The organism is Hymenobacter sp. (assembly GCF_031398885.1).
Taxonomy (GTDB): Bacteria; Bacteroidota; Bacteroidia; order Cytophagales; family Hymenobacteraceae; genus Hymenobacter.
This window is the reverse complement of record NZ_JANNOD010000070.1, coordinates 17,834-42,510: the sequence shown is the minus strand read 5'-3', so window position 1 is coordinate 42,510 and position 24,677 is coordinate 17,834. Positions and strand designations below refer to the sequence as shown.

Sequence of the window (24,677 nt, the reverse complement as noted above, 5' to 3'; positions counted from 1 at the left end):
TCGCTGCATCCCGCCCACCCCTTACCCCTCCATGAACATCACCAAACTCCTGGTCGCCAACCGCGGCGAAATCGCCATCCGCGTGATGCGCGCCGCCACCGAGCTCAACATCCCCACGGTGGCCGTGTACACCTACGAGGACCGCTACTCGCTGCACCGCTACAAGGCCGACGAAGCCTACCAGATTGGCCGCGACGACGAGCCGCTGAAGCCCTACCTCGACATCGAAGGCATCCTGCGCGTGGCCCGGGACAACGGCGCCAACGCCATCCACCCCGGCTACGGCTTCTTGAGTGAAAACGCCACCCTCTCGCGCCGCTGCGCCGAGGAGGGCATCGTGTTCATCGGCCCCCGGCCCGAGGTGATGGAAGCCCTCGGCGACAAGGTGCGCGCCAAGCAGGTGGCCCAGCAGTGCCAGGTGCCCCAGATTGAGAGCAGCGAGGCCGACCTGGTTGATTTCGACACCGCCCGCGCCGAAGCCCAGCGCATCGGCTACCCGGTGATGCTGAAGGCGGCCAGCGGCGGCGGCGGCCGGGGCATGCGCATCATCCGCGACGACGAGCAGCTGGAAAAAGGCTTCTTCGAGGCCCGCAACGAGGCCCTGAACGCCTTCGGCGACGACACCGTGTTCCTGGAGAAGTTCGTGGAGCGGCCCAAGCACATCGAGGTGCAGCTCGTGGGCGACCAGCACGGCAACCTCGTGCACCTCTACGAGCGCGACTGCTCGGTGCAGCGCCGCTTCCAGAAAGTGGTGGAAGTGGCGCCCGCCCTGAACCTGCCCGACCACCAGCGCCACCTGCTCTACGAGTACGCCCTGCGCATTGGCCGGGCCGTGGGCTACGACAACGTGGGCACCGTGGAGTTCCTGGTGAACCCGGAGCACGACCGGATTTACTTCATCGAAGTGAACCCCCGCATCCAGGTCGAGCACACGGTGACGGAGATGATTACGGGCGTGGACCTGATTAAAACCCAGATTTACATCGCCGCCGGCCACCAGCTCAGCGACCCTGAAATTGGCCTGGGGCCCGACGTGGTGCCGCTGCGTACGGGCTTCGCAGTGCAGTGCCGGGTGACCACGGAAAACCCCGAGAAGGACTTCAAGCCCGACTACGGCACCATCGTGGCCTACCGCGCCGCCGGCGGCTTCGGCATCCGGCTCGACGAGGGCTCGGTGTACCAGGGCGTGGTGGTGTCGCCGTTTTTCGACTCGATGCTGGTCAAGATTTCGGCCCACGCGCCCACCCTGCACGACGCGGCCCAGAAGATGCTGCGGGCGCTCGACGAGTTTCGGGTGCGGGGCGTGCAAACCAACATCCAGTTCCTGAAGAACATCGTCGGCCACCCCGAATTTCAGGCCGGGCAGGCCACCGTCGACTTCATCAAGGACCACGCCGAGCTGTTCCGCTTCGACGCCCGCCAGGACCGGGCCACCCGCCTGCTCGGCTTCGTGGGCGAGGTGGTGGTGAACGGCAACCCCGACGTGCGCGACCTGCTCGACGCCCGCCACCGCCCGCGCCGGCCCGTGCTGCCGCACGCCGGCCACGCCGCCCCCGCGCCCGGCACCAAGCAGAAGCTGCACGAGCTGGGCCCCGCGGGCTTTGCCCAGTGGCTGCGCGCCGAGCCCCTGGTGCACTACACCGACACCACGCTGCGCGACGCCCACCAGAGCCTGCTGGCCACCCGCATGCGCACCTGGGACATGCTGAAGGTGGCCGGCGCCTACGCCCGTCAGCACCCCCAGACCTTCTCGCTCGAAGTGTGGGGCGGCGCCACCTTCGACGTGGCCCTGCGTTTCCTGCACGAAGACCCCTGGGAGCGCCTGGCCAAGCTGCGCGAAGCCGTGCCCAACATCCTGCTGCAAATGCTCATCCGCGGGGCCAATGGCGTGGGCTACAAGGCCTACCCCGACAACCTCACCGAGCGGTTCGTGGTGCAGGCCGCCGAAACCGGCGTCGACGTGTTCCGCATCTTCGACTCGCTGAACTGGCTCAAGGGCATGGAGGCCTGCATAGCCTTCGTGCGCAATAAAACCGACCGGCTGGCCGAAGCCTGCATCTGCTACACCGGCGACATCCTGGACCCCAGCCGCACCAAGTACAGCCTCAACTACTACCTCAAGCTGGCCAAGCAGCTGGAGGAAGCCGGCGCGCACATCCTCTGCATCAAGGACATGGCCGGGCTGCTCAAGCCCTACGCCGCCACCGAGCTCATTGCCGGCCTGCGCGACACCGTGCAGCTGCCCATCCACCTGCACACCCACGACACGTCCTCGCTGCAGGCCGCCACCTACCTCAAGGCCGTCGAGGCCGGCGTCAACGTCATCGACGTGGCGCTGGGCGCTTTGTCGGGCCTCACTTCGCAGCCCAACTTCAACGCGGTGGTGGAGATGCTGCGCCGCACGCCGCGCCACCGCGAGTTCGACCAGGCCTCGCTCAATGAGTTCAGCAACTACTGGGAGGCCGTGCGCGAGCTGTACTACCCCTTCGAGTCGGGCCTGAAGGCGGGTACCTCGGAGGTGTTCCAGCACGAGATTCCGGGCGGGCAGTACTCCAACCTGCGCCCGCAGGCCGCCTCGCTGGGCCTGCTCGACCAGTTCGAGGAAGTGAAGCAGCGCTTCGCCGACGTGAACCAGCTCTTCGGCGACATCGTGAAGGTGACGCCCAGCAGCAAGGTGGTGGGCGACATGGCCCTATTCATGGTCAGCAACGGCCTCACGCCGGCCGACCTGCTCGAACGCGGGGAGGGCCTGAACTTCCCCGAGTCGGTGCGCGAGCTGTTCCGCGGCGACATCGGCCAGCCCGAGGGCGGCTGGCCCGCGGAGCTGCAAAAGCTGATTCTGAAGAACGAGGCGCCCTTCACCGACCGGCCCAACGAGCACCTGGCCCCGATTGACTTCGAGCAGGAGTGGACGGCGTTTCAGGAGCGGTTTCCGGGGGCCAAGTTCACCGACCTGCTCTCGTCGCTGCTCTACCCCAAGGTGTTCGAGGAGTACTGGGCGCACCGGCTGAAATTTGGCGACGTGAGCAAGGTGCCCACGGCGGTGTTTTTCTACGGCCTGCAGCCGGGCGAGGAAACCATCATCGAAATTGCCCGGGGCAAGTCGGTCATCGTGCGCCTGGAGTCGGTGGGCACGCTCAACGAGGAGGGCATGCGCACCATTTTCTTCACCCTCAACGGCCAGACCCGCAACCTGCAGGTTCGCGACCAGGCGGTGGCCGTCACCAAGCTCAGCCACGCCAAGGCCGACCGCGCCAACCCCCAGCAACTGGGCGCCCCGCTCCAGGGCCTGCTGAGCAAGGTGCTGGTGAAGCCCGGCCAGGCCGCGCCCAAAAACACCCCGCTCTTCGTCATCGAGGCCATGAAGATGGAAACCACCATCACCGCCCCGCAGGACCTGACGGTGGCCGAAATCATCCTGCCCGAAGGCAGCCGCGTGCAGGGCGACGACCTGGTTTTGACCTTGGGGTAGCGGGCGGGTCCTTTCCGGGCCCGCACCCCGGCCCGGGGCGCAAGCGGTGAAACAAACCCGCTTTGCGGAGTCAGCGCCAATGAATTCGCTGGTATATAGAAATGAGTGGAGAATATGCGGAATAAAATGCCGAGCTTGCCGGCTCACGTTGTCCTCGTTTTATTTTCATTCATGACGAAATCTTTACTCTTGTTCGCGGCGCTCGTGCTCAATGCCCCGGCGACGTGGGCCCAAATGGGGTTTGGCAAACCCAAAGACGTGGCGGCCGTGAAAAGCCAGCCGCTGGTGGTGGCGCTCAAAGACGAAGACCCCAGCCAATTGAAAAAGCTGGCCAAAAAGCCCGACGAGCTGGCCGAATACAAGGCCTACATCGCCGATTACAACGCGCGGATGCAGGAGTTGGCCCCCAAGCTGTGGCAGTTTTCGCCCTCGGTGGAGTTCAAGCAGGAATCGGAGCTGCCCGCGCTGCGCAAAGCCAAGGGCCCCCAGCGGGGCGTGCTGCGGCATCTTAATTTCGTTCTATCGGCACACACAGGCGGTGTTGGTAACAGGTTAGGTGGATTTTCATACCAATCAGAGCAGGTGTCGGCCCTGGTGGTGGAGGTGATGGGCAACGGCGACCAGCACCAGGTGTGGCGGGTGCAACTCGCTCCCGGGCCCGTGTACACGAGCGACATTATTTTCAGCCTCAAGGGTATGCAGACCTACCTGCAAGCGCGGGCCGACGGCCGCAAGGGCGACGACATGCGCGAGGAACTAGCCAAAAACGGCAAAAAGCTGCGCACCAAAACGCTGCTATTCGACGAAGCGGACATTAAAGGCAAGCTCACGGCTGCCGACATCAAGCAGGCGTACCCGTTCCCCTCCCAGATTGTGCCCCGCGCCACCATCGAAGCCGCCGCCGCCAGTGCCGACGCCCGCTACGCCTGCGTGCGGCTGCTGCCCGCCACGGAAAGCATCATGGTGCAAGCCGTGTTCGACACCGCCGATGGCGCCCTATTGGGCATCTCGAAGCCGAACACGGTGCGCTTGATGGGCATCGGCGGGGGCACCGCCATCGGCAAGGGCAACCTCAAGGATTTTGCCGAAGCAGCGGGCGGCAAGTAGCCGGGTCGGGCCGCGGCCTTAGCGGGAACCAGGAACCAGCCCATTTCCCCCGAAGCTGTTCAGCGTAAAAGGACATTCCCTACGCTGACGCTATGACGGTTTCACCGTCCCCGGTTCCTGCTCCGCCACCCGAACACGCACTCCCGTCTCCCGTTCACTTCTTGCGCAAAGCCCGGGAAGAATCGAGCCGGGAGCTTATTTGGTATGCATAAAACAGCTTTATTTTGAACTGCATGCGAGTCACCCTATCCTTCCGCTTCGCTGTCGCGCTGGCCCTGCTGATGGCCGCGCCGGTTGCGGTGCAAGCCCAAACCAAGGTCAAAACCAAAACCAAGACCAGCGCCGGAACGACCAAATCCAAAACCGCCGCCTCGGCCGCCGCCAAGGCCCCCGTCGTGTCGGCGGCCACCGTGGCCCGCGTGGTGCGCGCCCTGGCCGCCGACGACATGCAGGGCCGCGGCACCGGCCAGCCCGGCGGATTGAAAGCCGCGCAGTTCCTGGCCAGCGAGTTCAAGCGCATCGGCCTGGAGCCGTTGCCGGGCGCCGCGGGCTTCGAGCAAACCTTTTCGGTTTACCGGTCCCAGCCGGGCCCCGTGGTTGCGGCGGTCAACGGCAAGCCCGCGGCGCCGGGGCAGGTCGTCGTGGCCTCGGGCCAGCCCTTCCTCACCTGGACCAGCGAAGATGCCCAGCCGGCCGCCGTGCTCGTGCTCGGGCCCGACCCGGCCGAGCGGCGCAAGCTGTTCGGACTGCTGCGGCCCACGGCCAACACGCTGGTGTTTGTGGACACCGCGCACACCAAAGCGTTTCGGCAGCTGGCTGCTTACGTGGCCGCCGGTACCCTGAGCGCCGAGCAGCCGGGGCCCTACTCCGCGGTGTTTGTGCTGGGCGCCGTGCTGCCTACCGCCAAGTACCGCATCAGCAGCTCGACGACCTTGCGGCTGGTGGAGCTGCGCAACGTGGTGGGCCTGCTGCCCGGCCGCCAGCCGCAGCGGGCCAAGGAGTTTGTTGTTTTTTCGGGCCACTACGACCACCTGGGCACCATCAAGCCGGTAGAAGGCGACTCCATCGCCAACGGGGCCGACGACGATGCCAGCGGGACCACCGCCGTGGTGGCCCTGGCCGAGTATTTCAAGAAGAAAAACGACAACGCCCGGCCCTTGCTTTTCGTGGCATTCGCGGCCGAGGAGGTGGGCGGTTTCGGCGCCACGCATTTCTCCAAGCAGCTCGACCCGCAGCAGGTGGTGGCCATGTTCAACATCGAGATGATTGGCAAAGTCGCCAAGTTTGGGCCGAACACCGCTTTCATCACGGGCTACGAAAAAACCGATTTTGGCCAGCTCCTGCAAGCCAGCCTGGCCGGCAGCAAGTTTCGCTTCGAGCCCGACCCGTATCCCGAGCAAAACCTGTTCTACCGCTCCGACAACGCCACTCTGGCCCGGCTCGGCGTGCCGGCCCACACCATCAGCACCGACCAGATTCCGACCGACAAGCTTTACCATTCCGTGGACGACGAAGTGGAGAGCTTGGACCTGGCCAACATGACGGCCGTCATCCAGGCCATTGCGCAAAGCGCCACCGGCATTGCCGCCGGGCGCCAGACGCCCACCCGCGTGGCCCCCGAGCCGGCCGGCGGGAAATAATGGGAACGTAGATGATTGGAAAAAGAAGCAGCCGGCCGTTTTATTCTTCCGGCGTGGCTGCGAGCCGGGCCAGGGGGGTGCCCAAGGTGTCGGCGGCGTACAGGCTGAGCGTGGTGCCGCTGATGCGGTAGTGCTGGGCCTGGTTGAGCGCCCGTAGGAAGGCCCCTTCGGCGGCCAGGTCGGGGCAGGCGCTGCGGGTGGTGGCCAACGGGCCCAGGCGCAGCGCACCCCCGGCGGGGGCGATGTAAGGCCCCGAAAATTTGTTGCAGCCCGCCCGGCCTTCAACGCGCGTCCGGCCTTCGCGCAGCACCAAGTACGGCGTTTGCTCCAGCGTAGGCGCGGGTCGGCCGGCCAGCTCGCGCAGCTCCCAGCGCACGTTGCGCAAGGGGGAGGGCCCCGGCGCGGTTCTTTCCACGGCATTGGCGCCGGGGCCGGCATTGGGGCGTTCGGCGGGGTTGAAGCTGCACCCGGCGATGGCCGTTGCTAGCGCGGCGGAGGCAAGGCGAAGGCAGGCGGGTAATGACATGGCAGCGGCGAAAAAATGAAAACCCGACCTGTTTACGTAACAAGTCGGGTTAGGGGCGGGGGCCTCCACTCGCTGCACTGAGTAGTGCCGGGGTCAGAGGGTTGGCGGACAAAGCGGGGAGCCGGAAGCCCGAAAGCTGCCTCACCCCGACAACCCGCAGGCGTGACTTCCCGGGCCGTGGGCTATTTGCCCGCCTTAAACGTCAGGCCGGCACCCACTAGTGACGTGCCGGCCGCCGGCCCGCCCAGGGCCCATCCGGCAGTCAGGTCCACGCGCAGCGCGGGCACGGGCCGCAGGTACAGGCCGGCCGTGGTGCCGGTGTGGAGGGCGGCGCGCCCGGTGCCGTAGGCTTCCACGAAAAAGCCGGCCTTGTCGCTGAGTGGGCCATGGAGGGCGAGGGTGCCCAGGAACTGGCCCTTCCGCAGGTCTGCCACGGCCATGCCCGGCTGGCTGAAGCCGAAGTTGGCCTCCAGCCCGAACCGCGGGCCCAGCTGCTCGCTCACCAGCAGGCGGCCGCCGGGGCCCCAGGTGCGGCGGCGCAAGCCCTGGCTGCCCGTGTTCGGAATTGCCGATTCGACCAGGACGGCGACTTGGGTGCGGGTGTCGTAGTGGGGCGACACCATGAATTTGGCGCCTATCACCACCGGTGCCCAGCCGCGGGCTGCCACGCGGCCGGTCTCGGTGAGCACCGCCGGCCCGTGGTGAAAGTACGGCTGGCTCACGCGCAGCTCCATGCTGTTGAAAAAGCCGATGCGCAAAGTGCCCGCGCTGGTGCTGCGGGCCGCCCCCGCGCCGCCAACCTGGCGCTGAAACCCCGTTTCGAGCTGGAAGCGGCCGGGGCGCAGCACCTGGGCCGTGACGGTCTGCCCGGGGCGGTCGGCGCGGATGTTGCGCACGAACGGGGCGTCGATGTTGGGGTTGTTTTCTTCCGGCGTGTTCTGGGCCAGGGCGAGGCCGGGGCTACCCAGCAGGGCGGCGGCCAGCAAAGTGGGTGTGGACATGCAATTTAGACTGCCCGGGCCCCGGCATCGTTCATTACCGGCTGCCCCGCGGGCGAAATTTACCTAATCGTAACCCCGTGTTCTGGGACAATGCCACGGCTCGGCGGTTGTTAAACCTTTTGCGTACAATTGCCCAACTTATGAGAACTCTTGTCATTCTTCGAATACTTGGCCTCGTGCTGCTAGCGGCGGGCCGCCTGCTGGCCCAGCGGCAAACTTTTCCGCTCTACACCGGCGTCGTGCCCAACGCCACCCCCAGCGCGGTGCAGGAAACCAGCGTCCCGCTGCCCGGCGGTGGGGTGCGCATTGCCAACGTGGTGCAGCCCAACCTGACGGCCTTCCTGCCCACGGCGGGCACGGCCAACGGCACGGCCGTCATCATTTGCCCCGGGGGGGGCTACACCAGCTTGTCCATCGACAGCGAGGGCAACGACGTAGCCAAGCGCCTGAACGAGATGGGCGTCACGGCCTTCGTGCTCAAGTACCGCCTGCCCAACGACCAAACCCAGCCCGACAAAGCCATTGCCCCGTTGCTCGACGCCCAGCAGGCCCTGCGCCTCGTGCGCCAGCAGGCCGCCAAGTACAAGCTGAACCCCGAGCGGATTGGCATCATGGGCTTCTCGGCCGGCGGGCACCTGGCGGCCACCGCGGGCACGCAGTTTGCCCGCCCCGTGGGCATTCGCCCCGGCCCCGAGCCGGTGCGGCCCGCGTTTCTGGTGCTGCTCTACCCCGTCATCAGCTTCCGCGACAGCCTCCAGTACGCCGATTCGCGCACCAGCCTGCTGGGCGCCAATCCGACCCCGGACCTGGTGCGGCAGTACTCCGCCGAGCTGCAGGTGAGCACCCGCACGCCGCCTACTTTCCTCGTGCACGCCCAGGACGATAAAACTGTGCCCGTCAACAACAGCATCGTGTTTTACCAGGCCTGCCTGCGCCACGGCGTGCCCGCCGAGCTGCACCTCTACCCGCAGGGCGGCCACGGCTTCGGCCTCAACAACGCGACCACCAAAGACGCCTGGACCGACCGCCTGCGCAACTGGTTCGACGCCAACGGCTGGCTAACGAAATAGCCCCGAGTGGTAGCCGGGTGCTTTACCGCTTCGCTTGGCGTTCCCGCCCGGCGCTAAGCCAGCACCGGGCCGGCCTGCAGTTGCGCCAGCGCCTGGTGAATCTCTCCAAACAACGGCCGGGCCGCCACTGCCGGCTGCGCGCAGCGGCGCTGCAGCTCCCGGAGCGCCGCCAAGGCCTCGGATGCGCCCGGCCGGGCTGCGCAATGCTTCAGCAATTCTGCCAGCAAGCAGGCAAACGCTCGGGCTTCGAGCTGCTGCAGGGCGGCGGCCGTGCCGGCCTCGTCGGGCGCAAAAAAGCAGGCGGCCCCGAAGTCCCCCAGCAGCGCGTCGCCCGCCGCAGTGGTGAGGATGTTGTGGGCGTACAGGTCGCCGTGCAAAACGCCTTGGGCGTGCAGGTGTTCGGTGGCGGCGGCGATTCCCCGCGCGATGCGCAAGGCGGTTGCCGGGCCGAAGGTGGTGCCGGGCGCGTACACGTCGCGCGTGCAGGTGGCCAGGCTGGGCGGGCCGGCTAGGTTCTGAAAACGCGGGTCGATGAGCTCCAGCACCAGACCTTCGGCGCCGGCGGGGTGGTGGGCCACCCGGCCCAGCACGGCAATGAGGTGGGGGTGGGCCCCGGCGCCGATGCAAGCCGCCATTTCGCTGTGCGGCAGCCCGTCGCTGGTCAGCGCCCCTTTGAACAGCTTCACGGCCACGTCGGCCGGAGCGGCGCCGGGGGCTTGCCACCGCGCCCGGTAAATCACCCCCGAGGCCCCTTCACCCAGCGGCTGCTCCACGGCCAGCTCCCGCCAATCAATCGTCCTGATGGGGCGGTGGGCCAGGGCCTGCGCTTCCGCCCGCGCGCAGAACGGGTTGCCCGCAAATGCCAGCCACGCCAGCCGCGGCAGGGCGAGCAGCCACGCCGGCAGCTCGGTCAACTGGTTGGCGGCGATGCGCAGCAGCTCCAGCCGGGTGCAGGCGGCCAGCGTTTTAGGCAGGGCCGTGAGCCGGTTGCCGGCCAGCATCAGCTTCTGCAGCTGCGCACAGTTCCCGATTTCGTCCGGCAGCGCTTCCAGCTGGTTATCGGTGAGGATGAGCCAGCGCAGTGCGGGCGGGAGCGCCGCGGCCGGTAGCGTGTGAATCCGGTTGGCCTTGAAGCCCACCATGCTCAGCCGCGGGCATTGCCCCAGCACGGCGGGCACTTCCGTAAACTGGTTGTCGGAGCAAAACAGCACGCGCAGCTTGTGCAGCCGGGGCAGGTCATCGGGCAAAGAGGCAAGGCCGTTGCCGGAGAGATTGAGCACTTCCAGCGTGTCGGCCAGGGTAAATACTTCGGGCGGAAATTCAGTCAGTTCGGCGGAAAGGTCGAGGCGTTGGCTGCCGTGGAGCAGTCCGGCCCGCAGTTGGTCGAGGGTGTGCATGGGGGCAAAGGTCGGCCGGCCCAGCTCGAAAGCCCTGGGTAAAGCGGGCAAAACCGTGCTTCACACCCCCACCACGTCCCCCGTCCCAAAGTAATAAATGAGCCCGCGCACCTCCGCGTACCCTAGCTCTTCGAACAACGTGGCGTAGTTCCGCAGCAGGCGCTGGTGCTTCTCCTGCGGCGGGGGCAGGCGGAAATCGAGCAGCGTGACTCGGCCGCCCAGGCGGTGATGTTCTTCGAGCGAGGGTTCGAGCACGATGCGGTCGGGCTTGTAGTCGCGCAGCTTCACGCCGCCCACCAGGATTTCGCGCTCCGTTTCCACGCTCAGGTGCGGGGCGAAATAGGGAGCCAGGCGCGGGTCGCTCACCAGCCGCTCCAGGCTCGCGACTAGGGCCGGGCGCTCGCGGGCGCCCAGGATGCCCTCGGCCACGAGCTGGCTGGCCACGCGGCCCACGTCGGCGGCCGTCAGCAGGCGGCGCAGGCCGTAGTGCAGCTTCCGGTCCCATTCGCCCTGCGCCTTTTGCTCCTCAAAGTCGAAGAGGGTGGTGGCGTGGCGGCGCAGCTTCAGGCGGTCCTCCCAGGGGGCGGCGGCGAGATTCGTTAACTCATAGCTATTAGCTAATGGCTGATAGCTAATAGCTTTTTTAGCGGCGGGGGTGCCTTGGGAGAGGACGAAGGAAACTTGCTCATCCTGCCACTCGCCGCGCCCCAGCAGGTAGCCGTGGAGCAGGTCGGTCACGGTGCGGGCGGCGGTAGTAGGTAGTTGTTGGTTGTCAGTTGTCAGTCCTTCTGCGCCCGAACCAACAGCTGACAACGAAGAACTAACAACTGCCGAAGGTTTCTTGCTGATGACGTACAGCCGGTGGCGCGGCCGGGTGAAGGCCACGTAGAGCGTGTTCAGCCCTTCGAGGAAGGTTTTCTCACGCTCCTCGTCGTACTGCGGCCCTAGCACCGTCTGCTGAATGCCTTTTTGCAGGCTAACCACGGCCACGTCCGGCATCTGCGCAATCGGTTTTTCGCCCGCTGCCAGATGCCCCCACAGCAGCGTGCCGCGGTGCGGCTCCAGGCTCCAGTCGGCGAAGGGCACGATGACCACCCCGTAAGCCAAGCCCTTGGCCTTGTGCACCGTGGTGATGGTGATGGCCGCCCGCCCGCCCGGCGCGTTGATGCTGATGCGCCCCTTGCGCTCTTCCCAGTGGGTGAGAAAATTGCCCAGGTTATTGCCGTATTTCAGGCTGTATTCCAGCGTCAAATCGAGGAAACGGAACAGGTAATCGCTCTCCCCGTTGCGCCCCAGCAGGCCAAACAGGCTCAGCAGCCGCTCGGCCAACTCGTAGAGGCCCAGGTTGCCGGTTTCGGCCTCCCGCACATCGTAGCCCAGCGCCCGCAGCTCATCAAAAAACACTGTGCCGCCCGCCGCGTTGGCCACGTCGGCAATGTGCCGGGCGCGGGCCGGGGTGGGGGCCAGCCCGCGCACCACTTTGTCCACGAGCAGCAGGGCCTCGGCCCGGGCCAGCGTGTCGGCCGGCTGGTGCAGCACCCGCAGAATGCTCACCAGCAGGTTCACCACCTCGGCGAATTCCAGTGCCAGCGAGTCGGCCGAAATAATGGCGTAGCCCCGTTCTTTCAGGAATTTGGCTACGATTTTACTGGCTCCGCGCGTGCGGCACAGCACCGCAATATCGGCCAGCTCGTAGCCGTCGCGCAGGGCCTGCTCCACCAGTTGCAGCGTGAGGTGGCAGGTGCTTTCGTCGTAGCCCAGCAGCGCCCCGGGCGCGTGGCCGGGCAGGGGCTCAGCCGTGTAACCGCCCACGCCCGGGTCGTAGAGCAGGGGGGGGGCGTCTTTTTGGGTGAAAAGGAGTTCGACGTGGCCGACGGGTTGAATTAAAAATGAAGAATTAAAAGTTAAAAATTGGGCATACGCGCCTTGTTCCTCCGCTTCATTCTTAATTTTTAATTCTTCATTTTTAATTCTCTCCCCCGGCACCTGCTGCCCAAAATGCGCGTCATAAATCCCCCCCACCAGCCCCAGCGCCGCGTGCCGCGCACTCACCGCTTCAAAAAACGAATTATTGAAATCCACAATTTCCCGCGCCGACCGGTAATTCACTTGCAGGGTCTTGGCCTCCAGCGCCCCGTTCAGCGTCTCGTACCGCAGCCGCAGCAGCTCGCGCAGCTCGGGTTCGCGGGCCCGCGCCACCAGCGCCGCCGTGTTGCCCTGGTGCAGGCGCATAAGCTGCTCCATCTCGCCCCCGCGCCAGCGGTAAATGGCCTGCTTGGCATCGCCCACCGCCAGGCTGGAGTGCCCGTTGGCCAGCGTGTTTTCCACCAGCGGCAGCAGGTTGTTCCACTGCAATACGGAAGTGTCCTGAAATTCATCAATTAGGATGTGCTCGTATTTCTCGCCCAGCCGCTCGTACAAAAACGGCACCGGCTCCGTGAGCACAATGCTGGCAATGCGCCGATTAAATTCCGAAATCAGCACCACGTTTCGCTCGCGGCTAATTTGCTCGACTATTTTATTTAATTCACTCAGCAGCGACGCGTGAAATAGGTACGGCTGCATCGCCGCCAGTAGTAAATAATTCGGCAAATAATCAGCGCGTAATTTATCCAGCGTCGCCACCAAATCCGTTAGCGGCTGGCGCACTGCATCCACGCGGGCTTTGTCGGCGGGCGTTTTAATTTTTCCGCCGTACCATTTATCCTCGGCCAGGGTTCTGCGCACGTAGCTATTGGGCCCGGCGTCGGCTTGCAGCAGCGTCACGCCCTTCTGCACGTACTGGCCGATGCCGCTTTTGCCGTAGTACAAGTCGTCCACGCGCACGTCGGCCTGCTCCAGAATGGCCGCGCCCACTTCCTGGGTCTGCGCAAACGCCGCCTCAATCTCCGCCCGCCGCGCTCGGATTTTTCGGTCCAGCCGCCGGAAATCGGCCAGGCTCAGCTTATCCAGCTGGGCCACCGCCTCCTGCACCGTTTCATTAAACAGCACCCGGCCAAACCCGGCCAGCTCTTCGGGCAGCCGGCTCCAGCTTTTGCCTTCCTCGGCCTGTCCCAGCGCGTACTCCGCCAGCGTCTGCGAGAGCAATTGGCTATTGGGGTCGCGGTTCACCTTGTCCAGCAGCGCGGCCACGGCGCTTTGCAGCACCGCGTCCGTGTCCAGCTCCACCTCAAACGTGGCCGGCAAGCCCAATTCCCGGGTAAACGCCGTCACAATCCGCTGCACGAACGAGTCAATCGTGCTCACCGCAAAGTCGGCGTAATGGTACAGCACCAGCCGAAACGTGGCCGCCGCCCGCCGCCGCACCTCCGCCGCTGGCAGCTTCAACTCCTCGGCCACTTCCGCTAGCAGCGCATCCGGCCGGCCGCTTTCCGGGTACGCAAACCGCCGCAGCGCCCCCACAATCCGCTCCTTCATTTCCCCCGCCGCGTCGTTGGTAAACGTGATGGCCAGCACCCGCTTGAAATACGCCGGGTCCTCCGCCCCCAGCGCCAGCAGCAAGTATTCCTTGGTTAATTGGTAGGTCTTGCCCGAGCCAGCCGAAGAGGAGTAGATGCGGAAGAAGGGCGGCATGATTAATCGTTTTAAATTACTTTCGAGGTTACGCAACCAATGCTATCAGGATAAACGCTTATGGCCCTATTCATCTTACCGATTTTATTTGCTGCCGCATTTGCGTTCTCGATGGTTATTCTCATTGTTGGTAGCTGGGTAGCAAGAATTCTCGGATTTATAAATGGAAATAGACCAAACCTATTCACACTTTTTTCTCAAATTTCAGCTGTCTTTGCAATCCTGTTTATGATAGGTTTTATTATTCGTTATGAGTGGCTTGCTTCACAAAACCTTTTGATAAACTAGCCCATTAACAGAGGAGGATAGTTTGACTCGACTTTATTTCTTTTCCGTTAGCCAGCTCACCATCTCCGCCGTCACGCGCACGGGCCGGCCGCTCCCAGGGTCGAGCAGCACCCAGGTCGTCTCCGCTTCGCACAGCAGCACGCCATCGGCGGCGCGGGTGAGGCGGGTGAAGCGCCGCGACGTGGCCCCGCTGGTTTCGCCCACCCAGGTGGTGGCCCGCAGCAGCTCGCCCGCGAAGGCCGGCTGCTGGTAGCGGATACGGTGCTCGCGCACCACCCAAATGTACCGGTCGCGCGCCGCGGACGGGCAGATGGCCAGCCAGTGGGCCCCGGCCACGTCCTGTACCCAGCGCACGTATTCCACATTATTGGCGTGGCCCAGGGCGTCGATGGCGCTTTCGGGAACCCGAAATTCGTGAGCGAAAGAATGGGCGGGAGCGTCGGTCATGCTAGCATTAGAAGGCGAAGAATGGGCAAAGGTCGCCAGCCATCGAAAAAATTATCTATGGACTTGGTCATTTGGAAATTCTGCCTATCTTTGACGCAACCTAAGAAACCAAGCCACGGTGGCCCAAAAGCTTAGGGAAACCCACAACACAACCACCATGCCCACCGGAACGGTAAAATTCTTTAATGAGACCAAAGGCTTTGGTTTCATCAAAAACGACGAAACTGGCGAAGACATTTTCGTTCACATCAGCGACCTGCAAGTAAGCTCGATTCGCGAAAACGACAAAGTGCAATTCGAAGTAGCCCAGGGCAAAAAAGGCCCGAACGCTGTAAAAGTATCGCTGGTTTAGTCCTGCTTTAGCTTTGTGTTAAGAAAGCCCGCCTTTGGTGGGCTTTTTTTTGTGCTTGCCAGTTTCCGGAAAAATGTAAAAGCAACGTCCTACTGAGCGTGGCCGAAGCATCTCGCTCGCTTCGTTGCAGTCGTATTGATTACTACCGCACGCGTTATGCTTCGGCTACGCTCAGCAGGACGTTGCTTTTGGCACGGCCTGGAACATTCTCTAGCTTTTACAAAATAAAAATTCTATCTTTGCACCCGCATTTGAGGACGGCCCTAAGTTCGCGCAAGCCTGAGAGAGGCATAACGCATTGGCCGCATAGTTTTTTGGTTGTTTTTCCCGCCTGATTGTGACAAGGTAGAAGGAGGGGAAACGTCGCTGAGTACGGCTGTTTTCGGAGCGAGTCTCTTACCCCCATACCTTTTTCCACATTCATGGAAGCTGAAAAAATTGTGGTTCGTTTCGACGAACTGAACCTCTCCGAGGAAGTACAACGCGCCATCACCGAGATGGGCTACGAGGAAGCCTCGGCCATTCAGGCCGCCGCTATTCCCGTGCTGCTCGCCGGCAAGGACGTTATTGGCCAGGCCCAGACGGGCACCGGCAAAACCGCCGCCTTCTCCATCCCCGCCATCGACGGCGTGGACGCCGAGAGCCGCGACGTGCAGGTGCTCGTGCTCTGCCCCACCCGCGAGCTCGCGGTGCAGGTGTCGGGCGAAATCCAAAAGCTGGGCAAATACAAGCGCGGTCTGATGGTGGTGCCCATCTACGGCGGCAGCCCTTACGACCGGCAACTGCGCGCCCTGGAGCGCGGCGTGCAGATTGTGGTCGGCACCCCCGGCCGCATCATGGACCACATCGAGCGGGGCACCCTGAAGCTGGAGAACACCACCAGAATCATTCTGGACGAAGCCGACGAAATGCTCGACATGGGCTTTCGCGACGACATCGAGTTCATTCTGAGCAAAATGCCCAGGGAGCGCCAGACGGTGTTCTTCTCGGCCACGATGAGCAAGCCCATCATGGAGCTCACCAAGAAGTACCAGCGCGACCCGCAGGTGGTGAAGGTGAACCACCAGACCATGACGGTGAGCAACGTGGAGCAGAGCTACTACGAGGTGCGCGGCCCCCAGAAAAAGGACGTGCTGACCCGCTTGCTCGACATGTTCAACCTGAAGTCGACCATCGTGTTTGCCAACACCAAGCGCATGGTGGATGAAATTGTGGCCGACCTGCAAGCCAAGGGCTATTTTGCCGAAGGCCTGCACGGCGATATGGGCCAGCAGCAGCGCCAGAACACGCTGGACAAGTTCCGCAAGTCCACCATCGAAGTGCTGGTGGCTACCGACGTCGCTGCCCGCGGCATCGACGTGGACAACGTGGAGGCCGTGGTGAACTACGACCTGCCCGCCGACGAAGAATACTACGTGCACCGCATCGGCCGCACGGGCCGCGCGGGCAAGTCGGGCAAAGCCTTCACGTTTGTGAGCGGCCGCGACATCTACAAGCTGCGCGACATCATGCGCTTCACCAAGGCCCAGATTAAGCTGGAGCAGGTGCCCTCGTTCGCCGACGTTTCGGAAGTGAAAACCACGCTGTTCCTGAATCAAATCAAGGAAATCGTGGAGAAGGGCAACCTCGACAAATACGTGGGCCGCGTGCAGCGCCTGCTCGACCAGAGCGAAGAAATTACTTCGCTCGACATCGCCGCCGCCCTGCTGAAGATGACGATGAAGGAGGACAAGAGTGCCCAGCAGAGCCTCGACGCCAGCAAGGCGGCCGGCACGGCGCGCCCTGGCTACACCCGCTTGTTCGTGACCATGGGCAAGAAGGACCGGATTCACCCCCGCGACATCGTGGACTTGATTTCGGAATCGAGCAACCTGACCGGCGCCAAAGTGGGCGACATCGCCCTCTACGACAAGTTCAGCTTCGTGGAAGTGCCCTCAGAATTTGCCGATGAGATTGTGGGCAAACTCGGCCGCACCAGCATTCAGGGCACGCCGGTTAGCTTCAGCATCGCCACGCCCGTGCAAGAGGGCGCCGCGAAGGAGGAAGGCTTCAGCCGCACGGGTGGCACGGGCGGTGGTCCCGGCGGCTTCGGCGGCGACCGGGAGCGTCGCCCCTTCAGCGGCGGCGAGCGGCGCGAGGGTGGCTACGGCGGCGGCTACAAGGGCGGCAACCGCGAAGGCGGCAGCGGCTACGGCAACCGCCCCAGCTACGGCAACAGCGGCGGGGGCTACAAAGGCAACCGCGACGGGGGCAGCGGCTACGGCAGCAAACCCGCCTACGGCAACCGCGAAGGCGGCAGCGGCTACGGCAGCAAGCCGAGCTACGGCGCCAACAAACCCAGCTACGGCGATAAACCCAGCTACGGCAACAAGCCCAGCTACGGCGCACCGAAGGAATACGAAACCCCGCGCCCGCCCCGCGCCCCGCGCAACGAGAGCTTCGACGAATAGCCAGTTGCTGCCTTCAGCTGGATTATTCAGTTTTGAGGGGAATATCTAGGCGAGTTTAGATTAGTTAAGAAGCAAAAAAGCCGCTCAATTAGAGCGGCTTTTTTGCTTCTTAACCCATTCGAAAAATAAATTAAACGTCCTGCTTTGTCTGGCATTTAGCAGCGGAAGTGCTTTTCGGGTAGGGTGTTAATAACCGGTTGCAGTCTTATTTATTTCGAGGAATCGCGCAGGGCCTTAATGGTGTTGTGCGCTTCCTGCACGCCCTGGTACTGCTTCTCGATGACCGATTTCAGGTTGCTGGGCAGATCCTGGGCCTTGAGGGCGGTTTGGTAGGCTTTGATGGCGTAGTCTTCGCCGCGCTCGCACTCGTTAAGCACTGCCTTATTGTCTTTGCTGGTCAGGGCTGCTTTGAGGTCAATCCAGGCGCGGTGCACTTTGCTGGTGGCCGAGGTGCCTTCGTTGGGGTCGGGATGCAGGTTCAACTGGAACATCTGGTCCTCGATTTCGGTGACGTAGCCGGCGCGCTGGGCGGCGTATTTCTTGAAGGTTTCCTTCAGGCTGGCGTCCTCGACATCGGTCATGGCGTCGGCGTAGCCTTCCTGGCCGTCTTTGAGGGTGACAACCAATTCGTTGAGCAGGGCTTGGGTGGCTTTGGCTTCCATGGGAAAGGGAGTAGTTTACGGTGAAAAATGACTTCCTCCTTTACTGGCTGACGGCGGCGAAGGTTACACCTCGACCGTGGCCGGGGCCGCCAGCGCCCGGCCGGCCAGGAAGCCGGTGGTCCACGCCGCCTGGAAGTTGAAGCCGCCCGTGATGCCGTCGATGTCCAGCACTTCGCCCGCAAAATAAAGGCCCGGCACGCGGCGGCTCTGCATGGTTTTGAGGTCGACTTCATCCAGGGCAATGCCGCCGCAGGTCACGAACTCCTCCTTGTAGGTGGTCTTGCCGCGCACGGCCAGCGGGGTGCGGAGCAGCAGCTCCAGCAGGCGGTTCTGGGCCTTGGCCGGCAAGTCGCTCCACCGGGTTTCGGCGCCGATGCCGGCCTGCTCGGTCAGGTTGCGCCACAAGCGCTGGGGCAGGCCGAACTGCGCATTGGCCGCCACGGTTTTCTTGCCGTTTTCCTGCCGGAACTGCTGCAGCCAGGGCCGCAAGGTTTCCTCCGTAAAGGCCGGAATCCAGTTGATGAGCGCCGTGCCCACGTAGCCCAGCTCGCTGAGGCGCCGGGCGCCCCAGGCCGAGAGCTTGAGCACCGCCGGGCCGCTCACGCCCCAGTGCGTCACCAGCAGTGGGCCTTCGTACTGGAGCTTTTCGCCGGCCAGCACCACGCGGGCCAGGGGCACGCTCACGCCCATCAGCTCGCTCAGCGGCGACTGGGGCACGTTGAAGGTAAAGAGGGAAGGCACCGGCTCGGTGATGCGGTGGCCCAGGGCGCGCAGCCAGTCGTAATTGGCGCTTTTGGGGTTGCCGCCGGTGGCAATGAGCAGGCGCGTGGCGCGCAGGGTGGGGCCGGAGCGGGCGGTGCCGCTGCCGCTCAGCTGCAGGTGAAACCCGCCGGCGGGCCGGGGCTGGATTTCGTCGACGCTTGTGTTGGTGAAGATGCGGACCCCGGCCCGGCGGGCGGCTTCTTCCAGGGCGTGGGCAATGGTCTCGCTCGAATCGGTGGTGGGAAACATGCGGCCGTCGGCCTCGGTCTTGAGCGCCACGCCGCGCCGGGCAAACCAGGCAATGGTGTCGGCCACCCCGAACTGCTGGAACGCGGCTTTGAGCTGCTTGCTGCCGCGCGGGTAGTGGGCCACGAGTTGCGCGGCGGTGCCGCAGGCGTGGGTCACGTTGCAGCGCCCGCCGCCCGACACGCGAACTTTGCTCAGCAGCTTGCCCGTCTTTTCCAACAAGACGACCTGGACGGTTGGGTCGGCCTCGGCGCAGGCAATGGCGCCGAAAAAGCCGGCCGCGCCGCCGCCGAGCACGGCCACCAGGGGTTGAGCTGCATCAGTATTCACCCGGCAAAGGTACGGCCGCGGCCCCGGGCCGCGGCTGGATTAGCAGTGCGCCAAGGCCGCAAATACGTCGTCGTGCTGAAACTGATAGGGCAGAAGGTTGCGCACCAAGCTGCTATCGATGGTTTTGCCGCTCACGCCGTGCTCGTCCTTGAACGTCGGTGATTCCAGCTTCAGGTATTGGGCCGCGGCGGGGTAGAAGTCGCGCCGGGCGGGGTGCTCGGCGGCACACACGTTGAACGTGTGGCCCCAGGCTTCGTGCTGAATGATGGCCGACAGCACGCCCACCGCATCGGTGAGATGGACCAGGTTGACGGGGGCGTTGCCCTGGGCCAGGTCGCGGCGGCCGGCCAGGAAACGGCCGGGGGCGCGGTCGGGACCGATGAGGCCGCCCAGGCGCACCACGGTGCTTTTCCACTGGCCGTAGCGGGGCACAAAGTGGCCCTCCGCGCGCAACACATCCGAGGCGGCGTCGCGGGTGCTCACGGCGTCGGTTTCGCGCATGAGCCGGGGCTCGTCGGGGTACACGCTGGTCGAACTCACGAACAGGACGTGCTTGGTGCCGGCCGTGGCCACCGCCCGGTGCACGGGGCGCAGCAGGGTGGGGTAGGCCCCGGCCGCGGCGGCCCGGGGCGGCACGTTCAGTACCAGCACGTCGGCGGCGCGCAGCAGGCGCTGGAGTAGCTCCTCGGCCGGGGCGCCAAAATCGGACCCCAGGCGCAGCAGATTTGGTTGGATGCCGGCGCTTTCCATGGCCGCCATGTGCTCGGGCGAGGTGGTGGTGCCCAGCACCGTGTGGCCGGTGGCAGCCAGCGCCCGGGCCAAAGCCAAACCCAGCCACCCGCAGCCGAGCACCAACACAGTTGGGGATTCCGCCCCCGGAGCTGTGCTCGTGGAGCCCCCGGAAATGGAACTAGTCATGTAAAATCAACGCAATTATCTGCTTAGCACCACGAAGGTGCGAATAAAATGCCTAACCCTATATTCGACACCCAAAATAACCAAGCTGGAGCGTAAGCGGGCCTGGCCCGCCATTCGGCCCGGTGCCCTAGTACCTTCGGCCCGCGGTTCGGGCCGCGCTCACCATTTCCACTTCCTTGCCCTCGCATGAACACTCCCTACACCCAGCCCATGCTGCGCGATAACGCGCTGGCGGGCAAAACCATCATTGTCACCGGCGGCGGCACGGGCCTGGGCCGGGCCATGACCACCTATTTCCTGCAGTTGGGCGCCAGCGTCACCATCACCAGCCGCAAGCTGGCGGTGCTGGAAAAAACCGCCGACGAGCTGCGCCAGCAAACCGGCGGCAAGGTGCTGGCCATTGCCTGCGACGTGCGCAAGTACGACGAAGTGGAGGCCATGCTCGAACGCACCGTGCAGGAGTTTGGCGGCGTGGACGTGCTGCTCAACAACGCGGCCGGCAACTTCATCAGCCCCACCGAGCGGCTCTCGCACAAGGCGTTCGACGTGATTGTGGACATCGTGCTGCGCGGCTCCTACAACTGCACGCTGGCCGTGGGCAAGCGCTGGATTGCCGATAAAAAGCCCGGCACCATCCTCAACATTGTCACCACCTACGCCTCGGTGGGCTCGGCCTACGTGGTGCCCTCGGCGGCCGCCAAGGCCGGCGTGCTGGCCATCACCCGCTCGTTGGCGGTGGAGTGGGCCAAATACGGCATCCGTTCCAACGCCATTGCCCCCGGCCCGTTCCCGACAGAGGGCGCGTGGAGCCGCCTCTTTCCCGAACCCCTGGCCAGCCAGCTCGACCCGGCGGCCAGCGTGCCCCTCAAGCGCGTGGGCCAGTACCAGGAGCTGGCCAACCTGGCCGCGTACCTCGTGTCCGACTTCTCGGCCTACGTCAACGGCGAAGTCGTGACCATTGACGGCGGCGAGTGGCTGAACGGCGCCGGCGAATTCAATAAACTGGAAATGCTGACTCCCGGGATGTGGGACCAAATCGAAAAAACGATGCGCCGCTGAACCTGCGGCTACAGTTTGTAGCCGTTGTAGTCCCTGGTAAATTCCTCCGGGGGAATGGATAGGTTGGGGACTACCTCGGAGAATTCGAATTTTTCGAACAGGCCTCTATCGTCGTTCACCTGCACCATGGTGGGCAGGAAGGTCTTGGGGTCGACGCAGACGATGGTGCGGCGGCCGTAGGCGTTGGGCACTTGCAACAGCTTGCCTTCGGGAATTTGCTCGCCGATGCTGAGGGCGTTGCGCTCAATGATTCGGAATTCGCCGCAGCCAAACCGCTCGGCCACCGTGGCCACGGTTTCGTTCTTCCCGGCTTTGTAGTTGACGTACCGAAACTGGGGAAAGTCGGAGCGCAGCACGTGGCTGGGGCGGCCTTGCAGGGTGGTGTCGCCCACGTAGCGGAAGGAGCGGCTGTAGGCGTTGTCGTGGCGCAGGCCGGTGGTGCGCAGCAGGTCGGCAATGGTGCCGAAACCGGCTTGCAGCGCGGTGTGGTGCTGGTTGCCGCGCATGAGCCTGCCGTTGGGGTCGAGGCTCAGGGTGACGTAGGGAAAGCTGGCCGGGTACACCCAGGCGTCGCCATCGTTCTGGCCCGCCACCCAGAGCACCTCAATGCCTTTTTGGTTCTTGATGTAGATGCGCAACGGCCGGTAGGTGAGCTTCATCAGGCTGTGGGCCCGGTTGATGTGGTTGCCAATGCGCTCCTGCGCCTCGACGGTGCAACGCAGGGTTCTCAGGCTTTCGATGGCGACGCTGAGCCGGGTGGTGAGCTGCTCGGTGGTAATGGTGCCGGGCGGGGCCGCGGAGCTGGCGCTGGTTAACAAAGCGGCCGCCCCCAAGGGCCACACCGAACGAAGGGGCGAAAGATAAAACTTATGCAACGATGCCATAAAATAAAGTGGCCAAGCGACTAACAACCAATCAAATCGGATTAAAAACAGTTAATTCAAACTAATGCGGGGAAAGCGCGAAGCCGCGCTATCAAAAATAAACAGCTCATCAATTTCCACGCCACGCAGGTAGCGGAAGAGGGGAAATTGTTCGACCACGGCTTGCACGGCCGCGGCGTCGTCGCCGTTCATGGTGACCCACCCCCGGCTGCGGTCGCTGCTGATGGCGTAAACTTCCACCACTTTCTCGGCGAGCAAGTGGTTGATAAAAGCCCGGTGCGAGGGAATGAGGGCGATGAAATCCTCATCGTAGGCGTCGGGCAGGCGCAGGGTAACAACGAACGTTGGCATAAAATCAGGGTAGCAGGGCCGGGTGATTTAACGCCCGCTGCCGCCGGAAAGTTGGGGGAATTACGCGTGGCTCCCAGTCAGCCGCCCCGCATAAGTCCCCGCCCAAACCAGGGCCTAAAAGGCGCTGCAAAACGAGGAAACGAGCAAAAGTGATTCTGGGAAGCGGCTCGCAATTTACGCATTCCTCCGGCCCGTACGCGCTGGTACCACGCTTGCTGCTGGTGTGAAGCAGCACCCACCCGGCGACGAAAAAAGCCCTGACCAGGGCCAGGGCTGCGGCGCGGAAACGATTGTTTCGGCGAGGGCGTGACCGGTTTAGGAATGGCCGAGCTCGGCCACGCTGGGTTGGGCCCGGTCGCCGCGGGCGGGCTGGGCGGCCGCATCGGGGCTGGCGTTGGCGCCGCGACCAGCAACTGCAATTGCCCGGCCGCGCCCGGTGTCTTCCCATTCCCGAAACCGGGTGATTTCGCCTTGAAACTTGCCCACGAACCAGCTAACGAGGCTCAAATCGTCCAGAAAACCAAGCACGGGGATGAAATCGGGGACCAAATCAATGGGGGAGAGCACGTAAAGCAGCACCGCCAGCCCGGAGATGATGGTGCCCGTGGAGATTTCGCGGTACTCGCCGCCCACGTAGCTGCGCACCAGCCGGACGAGCGTGAGCGCGACTTCAAAGAGCTGGCGGAATTTGTTGGTTTTGCTCTCTTTGGAAGCCAGCTTGGTGGCCACCTCGTTGAGCACGGACACGACTTTGAACGGGCGGCCCAGCAAGCGCGTGGCCCGGCCGATGAAGACGTTGAAGAGGGCGTTTTTGGAAAGCTGGAGGCCTTTGTCGGAGAGTGAGGACATGCGCAGGACGGGAAAATGGTGTGGGCCAGGCTTACGGCTAAGCCTGACCCCGCGTTGTTCCGCCGGGCGGAAGGCCGCGCCACCGCTAGCGCTCGAACAGGGGCGTGGTGCCGCCCACCCAGTCTTTGTCCTTGTTGAAATCCACGCCAATCATTTCGCCGCGGCTCAGCCGGGCCAGGCCCGTGAGCAGTTCCGGCCGGGCCTCGCCGGGGGGCCAGATGTAGAGCAGGCGAATTTCGCATTTCACCAACCCGTCGGGGGCCTGCACCACGGGCGCGTACGTGACTTTGCGCTGGAGCAAGTAGTTGTGTTTGTCGGGCAAGGCGTCTAGTTCCGCGGCCGTCACGTGCAGGCGCACGCCGGCCCCGGCAAAGGAGAACAAGGGCTTGAGCACGTACTGCGATAAGTCGGTCGGGTACGTGGTCAATTCTGGTAAGTAGTAGCTGGGCGGCACAAAAGGCCCCTGTAATAACGGCAGGGTGTATTTGCTGATGCGGAAAAACCAATTCGGATGCCCCACCCACGTCACGTCCACGTCGTCCACTAAATTAAATTCGGGGTTTAACTCGGGATAGCGCGCTAATTCGTCGAAAATAACGCGGTTATAAATTCGGGTAACTCGAATTAGTCGCCCGGCTTTCTCATAAAATAACTGCCGCCCCAACTTCTTAATTTTAGTCAGGCAGACGGCTTCGATTCCCCACAATTGGTGGGATAACGCAAAGTCGATTCGGGTTTTTTGCCGCTCGGGAAATAGCTCCAACAACACCACGTTTTCAATGGGCTGGTCGGCGAGGATAAACGCCCGCATTCGCTGTTGGTAATCCTCAAAGTCGCCACCGGCCAGAAAAGGAGTGACCGAATCAGCAATGGGAAAATGCTGCCGGAACACGGCGGGCAGCCAGGACTGAAAGGCGTACAGGGACGGAAAGCCTTGCATCTCAATCAACTGGGGCTCCAGCTCACCGGCGGCATCGCGGCACACGGCGAAATCAAAAGTCAGGAACTCCGGCCGGCCCTCGTTGCCGGGCACGCGCTGGTGCGCCGGAATGGCGGCGGCGGTTAGGTCCTTAAAATTGGGTTGCTCGACAACGCGAATGATGCTTTCGCCGGCCGCAACCAATTTGTCGCGCAGTCCCGCGGGCACGAACACCGGCGTCTCGGCCACCCGAAAGTCCAGCTGGCCGGGCAACTGGCGGTCGATGTCGGCCAGCATGTCGAGGTAGCGGGCCGGGCTGAACGCGGCGTTGAACGTCTGGCGGTGTTCGGTAATCATGGGCGGGGCGCGGCGGC

20 protein-coding genes are annotated in these 24,677 nt (G+C 63.8%); 8 read left to right on the top strand and 12 right to left on the bottom strand.

Features of this window, described 5'->3' with window-relative positions; translation table 11 throughout:
- Positions 1-31: 31 nt before the first annotated feature.
- The 3 genes from RMO51_RS14585 to RMO51_RS14575 all read left to right on the top strand — a co-directional run bounded on the left by RMO51_RS14585 (position 32) and on the right by RMO51_RS14575 (position 6,219).
- Positions 32-3,472, top strand: coding sequence for a pyruvate carboxylase (locus tag RMO51_RS14585; RefSeq protein WP_310395788.1), 3,441 nt, complete (start codon positions 32-34; stop codon positions 3,470-3,472).
- A gap of 171 nt (positions 3,473-3,643) precedes the next feature.
- Positions 3,644-4,579 carry a hypothetical protein gene (locus RMO51_RS14580; protein WP_310395786.1) on the top strand — a complete coding sequence of 312 codons (936 nt, stop codon included), beginning with the start codon at positions 3,644-3,646 and terminating at the stop codon, positions 4,577-4,579.
- Between the two features lie 233 nt (positions 4,580-4,812).
- On the top strand, positions 4,813-6,219 hold the full coding sequence (locus tag RMO51_RS14575; protein WP_310395784.1) for a M20/M25/M40 family metallo-hydrolase: 1,407 nt from the start codon (positions 4,813-4,815) through the stop codon (positions 6,217-6,219).
- Positions 6,220-6,259: 40 nt separating this feature from the next.
- On the opposite strand, the gene RMO51_RS14570 is transcribed toward RMO51_RS14575, so the two are convergent.
- Entirely contained in the window at positions 6,260-6,745 is a 486-nt protein-coding gene (locus tag RMO51_RS14570; RefSeq protein WP_310395782.1) for an META domain-containing protein, read from the bottom strand.
- Between the two features lie 182 nt (positions 6,746-6,927).
- Complete coding sequence (locus RMO51_RS14565; RefSeq protein ID WP_310395780.1) at positions 6,928-7,746, bottom strand: transporter; 819 nt, start codon at positions 7,744-7,746, stop codon at positions 6,928-6,930.
- A gap of 140 nt (positions 7,747-7,886) precedes the next feature.
- Between RMO51_RS14565 and RMO51_RS14560 the strand changes: the two genes are divergently transcribed.
- The gene (locus tag RMO51_RS14560; protein ID WP_310395779.1) at positions 7,887-8,816 is read left to right on the top strand and encodes an alpha/beta hydrolase; all 930 of its coding nucleotides are present in this window, start codon (positions 7,887-7,889) and stop codon (positions 8,814-8,816) included.
- Positions 8,817-8,869: 53 nt separating this feature from the next.
- Here RMO51_RS14560 and RMO51_RS14555 read toward each other — a convergent pair whose 3' ends face one another.
- Both RMO51_RS14555 and RMO51_RS14550 read right to left on the bottom strand, forming a co-directional pair.
- Positions 8,870-10,213 carry a leucine-rich repeat-containing protein kinase family protein gene (locus RMO51_RS14555; protein ID WP_310395777.1) on the bottom strand — a complete coding sequence of 448 codons (1,344 nt, stop codon included), beginning with the start codon at positions 10,211-10,213 and terminating at the stop codon, positions 8,870-8,872.
- Between the two features lie 60 nt (positions 10,214-10,273).
- Positions 10,274-13,786 (bottom strand): UvrD-helicase domain-containing protein, encoded by a 3,513-nt coding sequence (locus tag RMO51_RS14550; RefSeq protein ID WP_310395775.1) that lies wholly within the window; start codon positions 13,784-13,786, stop codon positions 10,274-10,276.
- 60 nt (positions 13,787-13,846) lie between these two features.
- Here RMO51_RS14550 and RMO51_RS14545 point away from each other — a divergent pair, with 60 nt between their 5' ends.
- Entirely contained in the window at positions 13,847-14,074 is a 228-nt protein-coding gene (locus tag RMO51_RS14545; protein ID WP_310395773.1) for a hypothetical protein, read from the top strand.
- A gap of 33 nt (positions 14,075-14,107) precedes the next feature.
- Here the strand turns inward: RMO51_RS14545 and RMO51_RS14540 are convergent, their stop codons facing one another.
- Positions 14,108-14,521 (bottom strand): acyl-CoA thioesterase, encoded by a 414-nt coding sequence (locus RMO51_RS14540; RefSeq protein ID WP_310395771.1) that lies wholly within the window; start codon positions 14,519-14,521, stop codon positions 14,108-14,110.
- A 157-nt stretch (positions 14,522-14,678) separates the two neighbouring features.
- Here RMO51_RS14540 and RMO51_RS14535 point away from each other — a divergent pair, with 157 nt between their 5' ends.
- Positions 14,679-14,873 (top strand): cold-shock protein, encoded by a 195-nt coding sequence (locus RMO51_RS14535; protein ID WP_035564390.1) that lies wholly within the window; start codon positions 14,679-14,681, stop codon positions 14,871-14,873.
- A gap of 422 nt (positions 14,874-15,295) precedes the next feature.
- A complete protein-coding gene (locus tag RMO51_RS14530) occupies positions 15,296-17,323 on the top strand; it encodes a DEAD/DEAH box helicase (protein ID WP_310395766.1) in 2,028 nt (675 codons plus the stop codon).
- 209 nt (positions 17,324-17,532) lie between these two features.
- Here the strand turns inward: RMO51_RS14530 and RMO51_RS14525 are convergent, their stop codons facing one another.
- From RMO51_RS14525 to RMO51_RS14515, 3 genes are all read right to left on the bottom strand, one after another.
- Entirely contained in the window at positions 17,533-17,985 is a 453-nt protein-coding gene (locus RMO51_RS14525) for a PA2169 family four-helix-bundle protein (RefSeq protein ID WP_310395765.1), read from the bottom strand.
- 63 nt (positions 17,986-18,048) lie between these two features.
- Positions 18,049-19,323 carry an NAD(P)/FAD-dependent oxidoreductase gene (locus tag RMO51_RS14520; protein WP_310395763.1) on the bottom strand — a complete coding sequence of 425 codons (1,275 nt, stop codon included), beginning with the start codon at positions 19,321-19,323 and terminating at the stop codon, positions 18,049-18,051.
- A gap of 39 nt (positions 19,324-19,362) precedes the next feature.
- Positions 19,363-20,241 carry an NAD(P)-binding domain-containing protein gene (locus RMO51_RS14515; protein ID WP_310395762.1) on the bottom strand — a complete coding sequence of 293 codons (879 nt, stop codon included), beginning with the start codon at positions 20,239-20,241 and terminating at the stop codon, positions 19,363-19,365.
- A 186-nt stretch (positions 20,242-20,427) separates the two neighbouring features.
- On the opposite strand from RMO51_RS14515, the gene RMO51_RS14510 reads away from it, so the two are divergent.
- Complete coding sequence (locus RMO51_RS14510) at positions 20,428-21,300, top strand: SDR family oxidoreductase (RefSeq protein ID WP_310395760.1); 873 nt, start codon at positions 20,428-20,430, stop codon at positions 21,298-21,300.
- An 8-nt stretch (positions 21,301-21,308) separates the two neighbouring features.
- Here RMO51_RS14510 and RMO51_RS14505 read toward each other — a convergent pair whose 3' ends face one another.
- The 4 genes from RMO51_RS14505 to RMO51_RS14490 all read right to left on the bottom strand — a co-directional run bounded on the left by RMO51_RS14505 (position 21,309) and on the right by RMO51_RS14490 (position 24,660).
- Positions 21,309-22,184: a DUF1571 domain-containing protein gene (locus tag RMO51_RS14505; RefSeq protein WP_310395758.1), complete on the bottom strand. Its 876-nt coding sequence runs from the start codon at positions 22,182-22,184 to the stop codon at positions 21,309-21,311.
- A 51-nt stretch (positions 22,185-22,235) separates the two neighbouring features.
- The gene (locus tag RMO51_RS14500; protein WP_310395756.1) at positions 22,236-22,535 is read right to left on the bottom strand and encodes a hypothetical protein; all 300 of its coding nucleotides are present in this window, start codon (positions 22,533-22,535) and stop codon (positions 22,236-22,238) included.
- A 315-nt stretch (positions 22,536-22,850) separates the two neighbouring features.
- The gene (locus tag RMO51_RS14495; RefSeq protein WP_310395755.1) at positions 22,851-23,384 is read right to left on the bottom strand and encodes a YkvA family protein; all 534 of its coding nucleotides are present in this window, start codon (positions 23,382-23,384) and stop codon (positions 22,851-22,853) included.
- A gap of 85 nt (positions 23,385-23,469) precedes the next feature.
- Positions 23,470-24,660 (bottom strand): hypothetical protein, encoded by a 1,191-nt coding sequence (locus RMO51_RS14490; RefSeq protein WP_310395753.1) that lies wholly within the window; start codon positions 24,658-24,660, stop codon positions 23,470-23,472.
- Positions 24,661-24,677: the final 17 nt, after the last annotated feature.

What these genes read in the sequence shown, in the direction of transcription:
- RMO51_RS14580 (WP_310395786.1), top strand. Translation starts at nt 3,644, where the DNA reads ATGACGAAATCTTTACTCTTGTTCGCGGCGCTCGTGCTCAATGCCCCG.
- RMO51_RS14490 (WP_310395753.1), bottom strand. Translation starts at nt 24,660, where the DNA reads ATGATTACCGAACACCGCCAGACGTTCAACGCCGCGTTCAGCCCGGCC.
- RMO51_RS14535 (WP_035564390.1), top strand. Translation starts at nt 14,679, where the DNA reads ATGCCCACCGGAACGGTAAAATTCTTTAATGAGACCAAAGGCTTTGGT.
- RMO51_RS14575 (WP_310395784.1), top strand. Translation starts at nt 4,813, where the DNA reads ATGCGAGTCACCCTATCCTTCCGCTTCGCTGTCGCGCTGGCCCTGCTG.
- RMO51_RS14525 (WP_310395765.1), bottom strand. Translation starts at nt 17,985, where the DNA reads ATGGAAGCCAAAGCCACCCAAGCCCTGCTCAACGAATTGGTTGTCACC.
- RMO51_RS14560 (WP_310395779.1), top strand. Translation starts at nt 7,887, where the DNA reads ATGAGAACTCTTGTCATTCTTCGAATACTTGGCCTCGTGCTGCTAGCG.
- RMO51_RS14565 (WP_310395780.1), bottom strand. Translation starts at nt 7,746, where the DNA reads ATGTCCACACCCACTTTGCTGGCCGCCGCCCTGCTGGGTAGCCCCGGC.
- RMO51_RS14495 (WP_310395755.1), bottom strand. Translation starts at nt 23,384, where the DNA reads ATGTCCTCACTCTCCGACAAAGGCCTCCAGCTTTCCAAAAACGCCCTC.
- RMO51_RS14530 (WP_310395766.1), top strand. Translation starts at nt 15,296, where the DNA reads ATGGAAGCTGAAAAAATTGTGGTTCGTTTCGACGAACTGAACCTCTCC.
- RMO51_RS14550 (WP_310395775.1), bottom strand. Translation starts at nt 13,786, where the DNA reads ATGCCGCCCTTCTTCCGCATCTACTCCTCTTCGGCTGGCTCGGGCAAG.
- RMO51_RS14570 (WP_310395782.1), bottom strand. Translation starts at nt 6,745, where the DNA reads ATGTCATTACCCGCCTGCCTTCGCCTTGCCTCCGCCGCGCTAGCAACG.
- RMO51_RS14585 (WP_310395788.1), top strand. Translation starts at nt 32, where the DNA reads ATGAACATCACCAAACTCCTGGTCGCCAACCGCGGCGAAATCGCCATC.
- RMO51_RS14515 (WP_310395762.1), bottom strand. Translation starts at nt 20,241, where the DNA reads ATGACTAGTTCCATTTCCGGGGGCTCCACGAGCACAGCTCCGGGGGCG.
- RMO51_RS14545 (WP_310395773.1), top strand. Translation starts at nt 13,847, where the DNA reads ATGGCCCTATTCATCTTACCGATTTTATTTGCTGCCGCATTTGCGTTC.
- RMO51_RS14505 (WP_310395758.1), bottom strand. Translation starts at nt 22,184, where the DNA reads ATGGCATCGTTGCATAAGTTTTATCTTTCGCCCCTTCGTTCGGTGTGG.
- RMO51_RS14555 (WP_310395777.1), bottom strand. Translation starts at nt 10,213, where the DNA reads ATGCACACCCTCGACCAACTGCGGGCCGGACTGCTCCACGGCAGCCAA.
- RMO51_RS14510 (WP_310395760.1), top strand. Translation starts at nt 20,428, where the DNA reads ATGAACACTCCCTACACCCAGCCCATGCTGCGCGATAACGCGCTGGCG.
- RMO51_RS14500 (WP_310395756.1), bottom strand. Translation starts at nt 22,535, where the DNA reads ATGCCAACGTTCGTTGTTACCCTGCGCCTGCCCGACGCCTACGATGAG.
- RMO51_RS14540 (WP_310395771.1), bottom strand. Translation starts at nt 14,521, where the DNA reads ATGACCGACGCTCCCGCCCATTCTTTCGCTCACGAATTTCGGGTTCCC.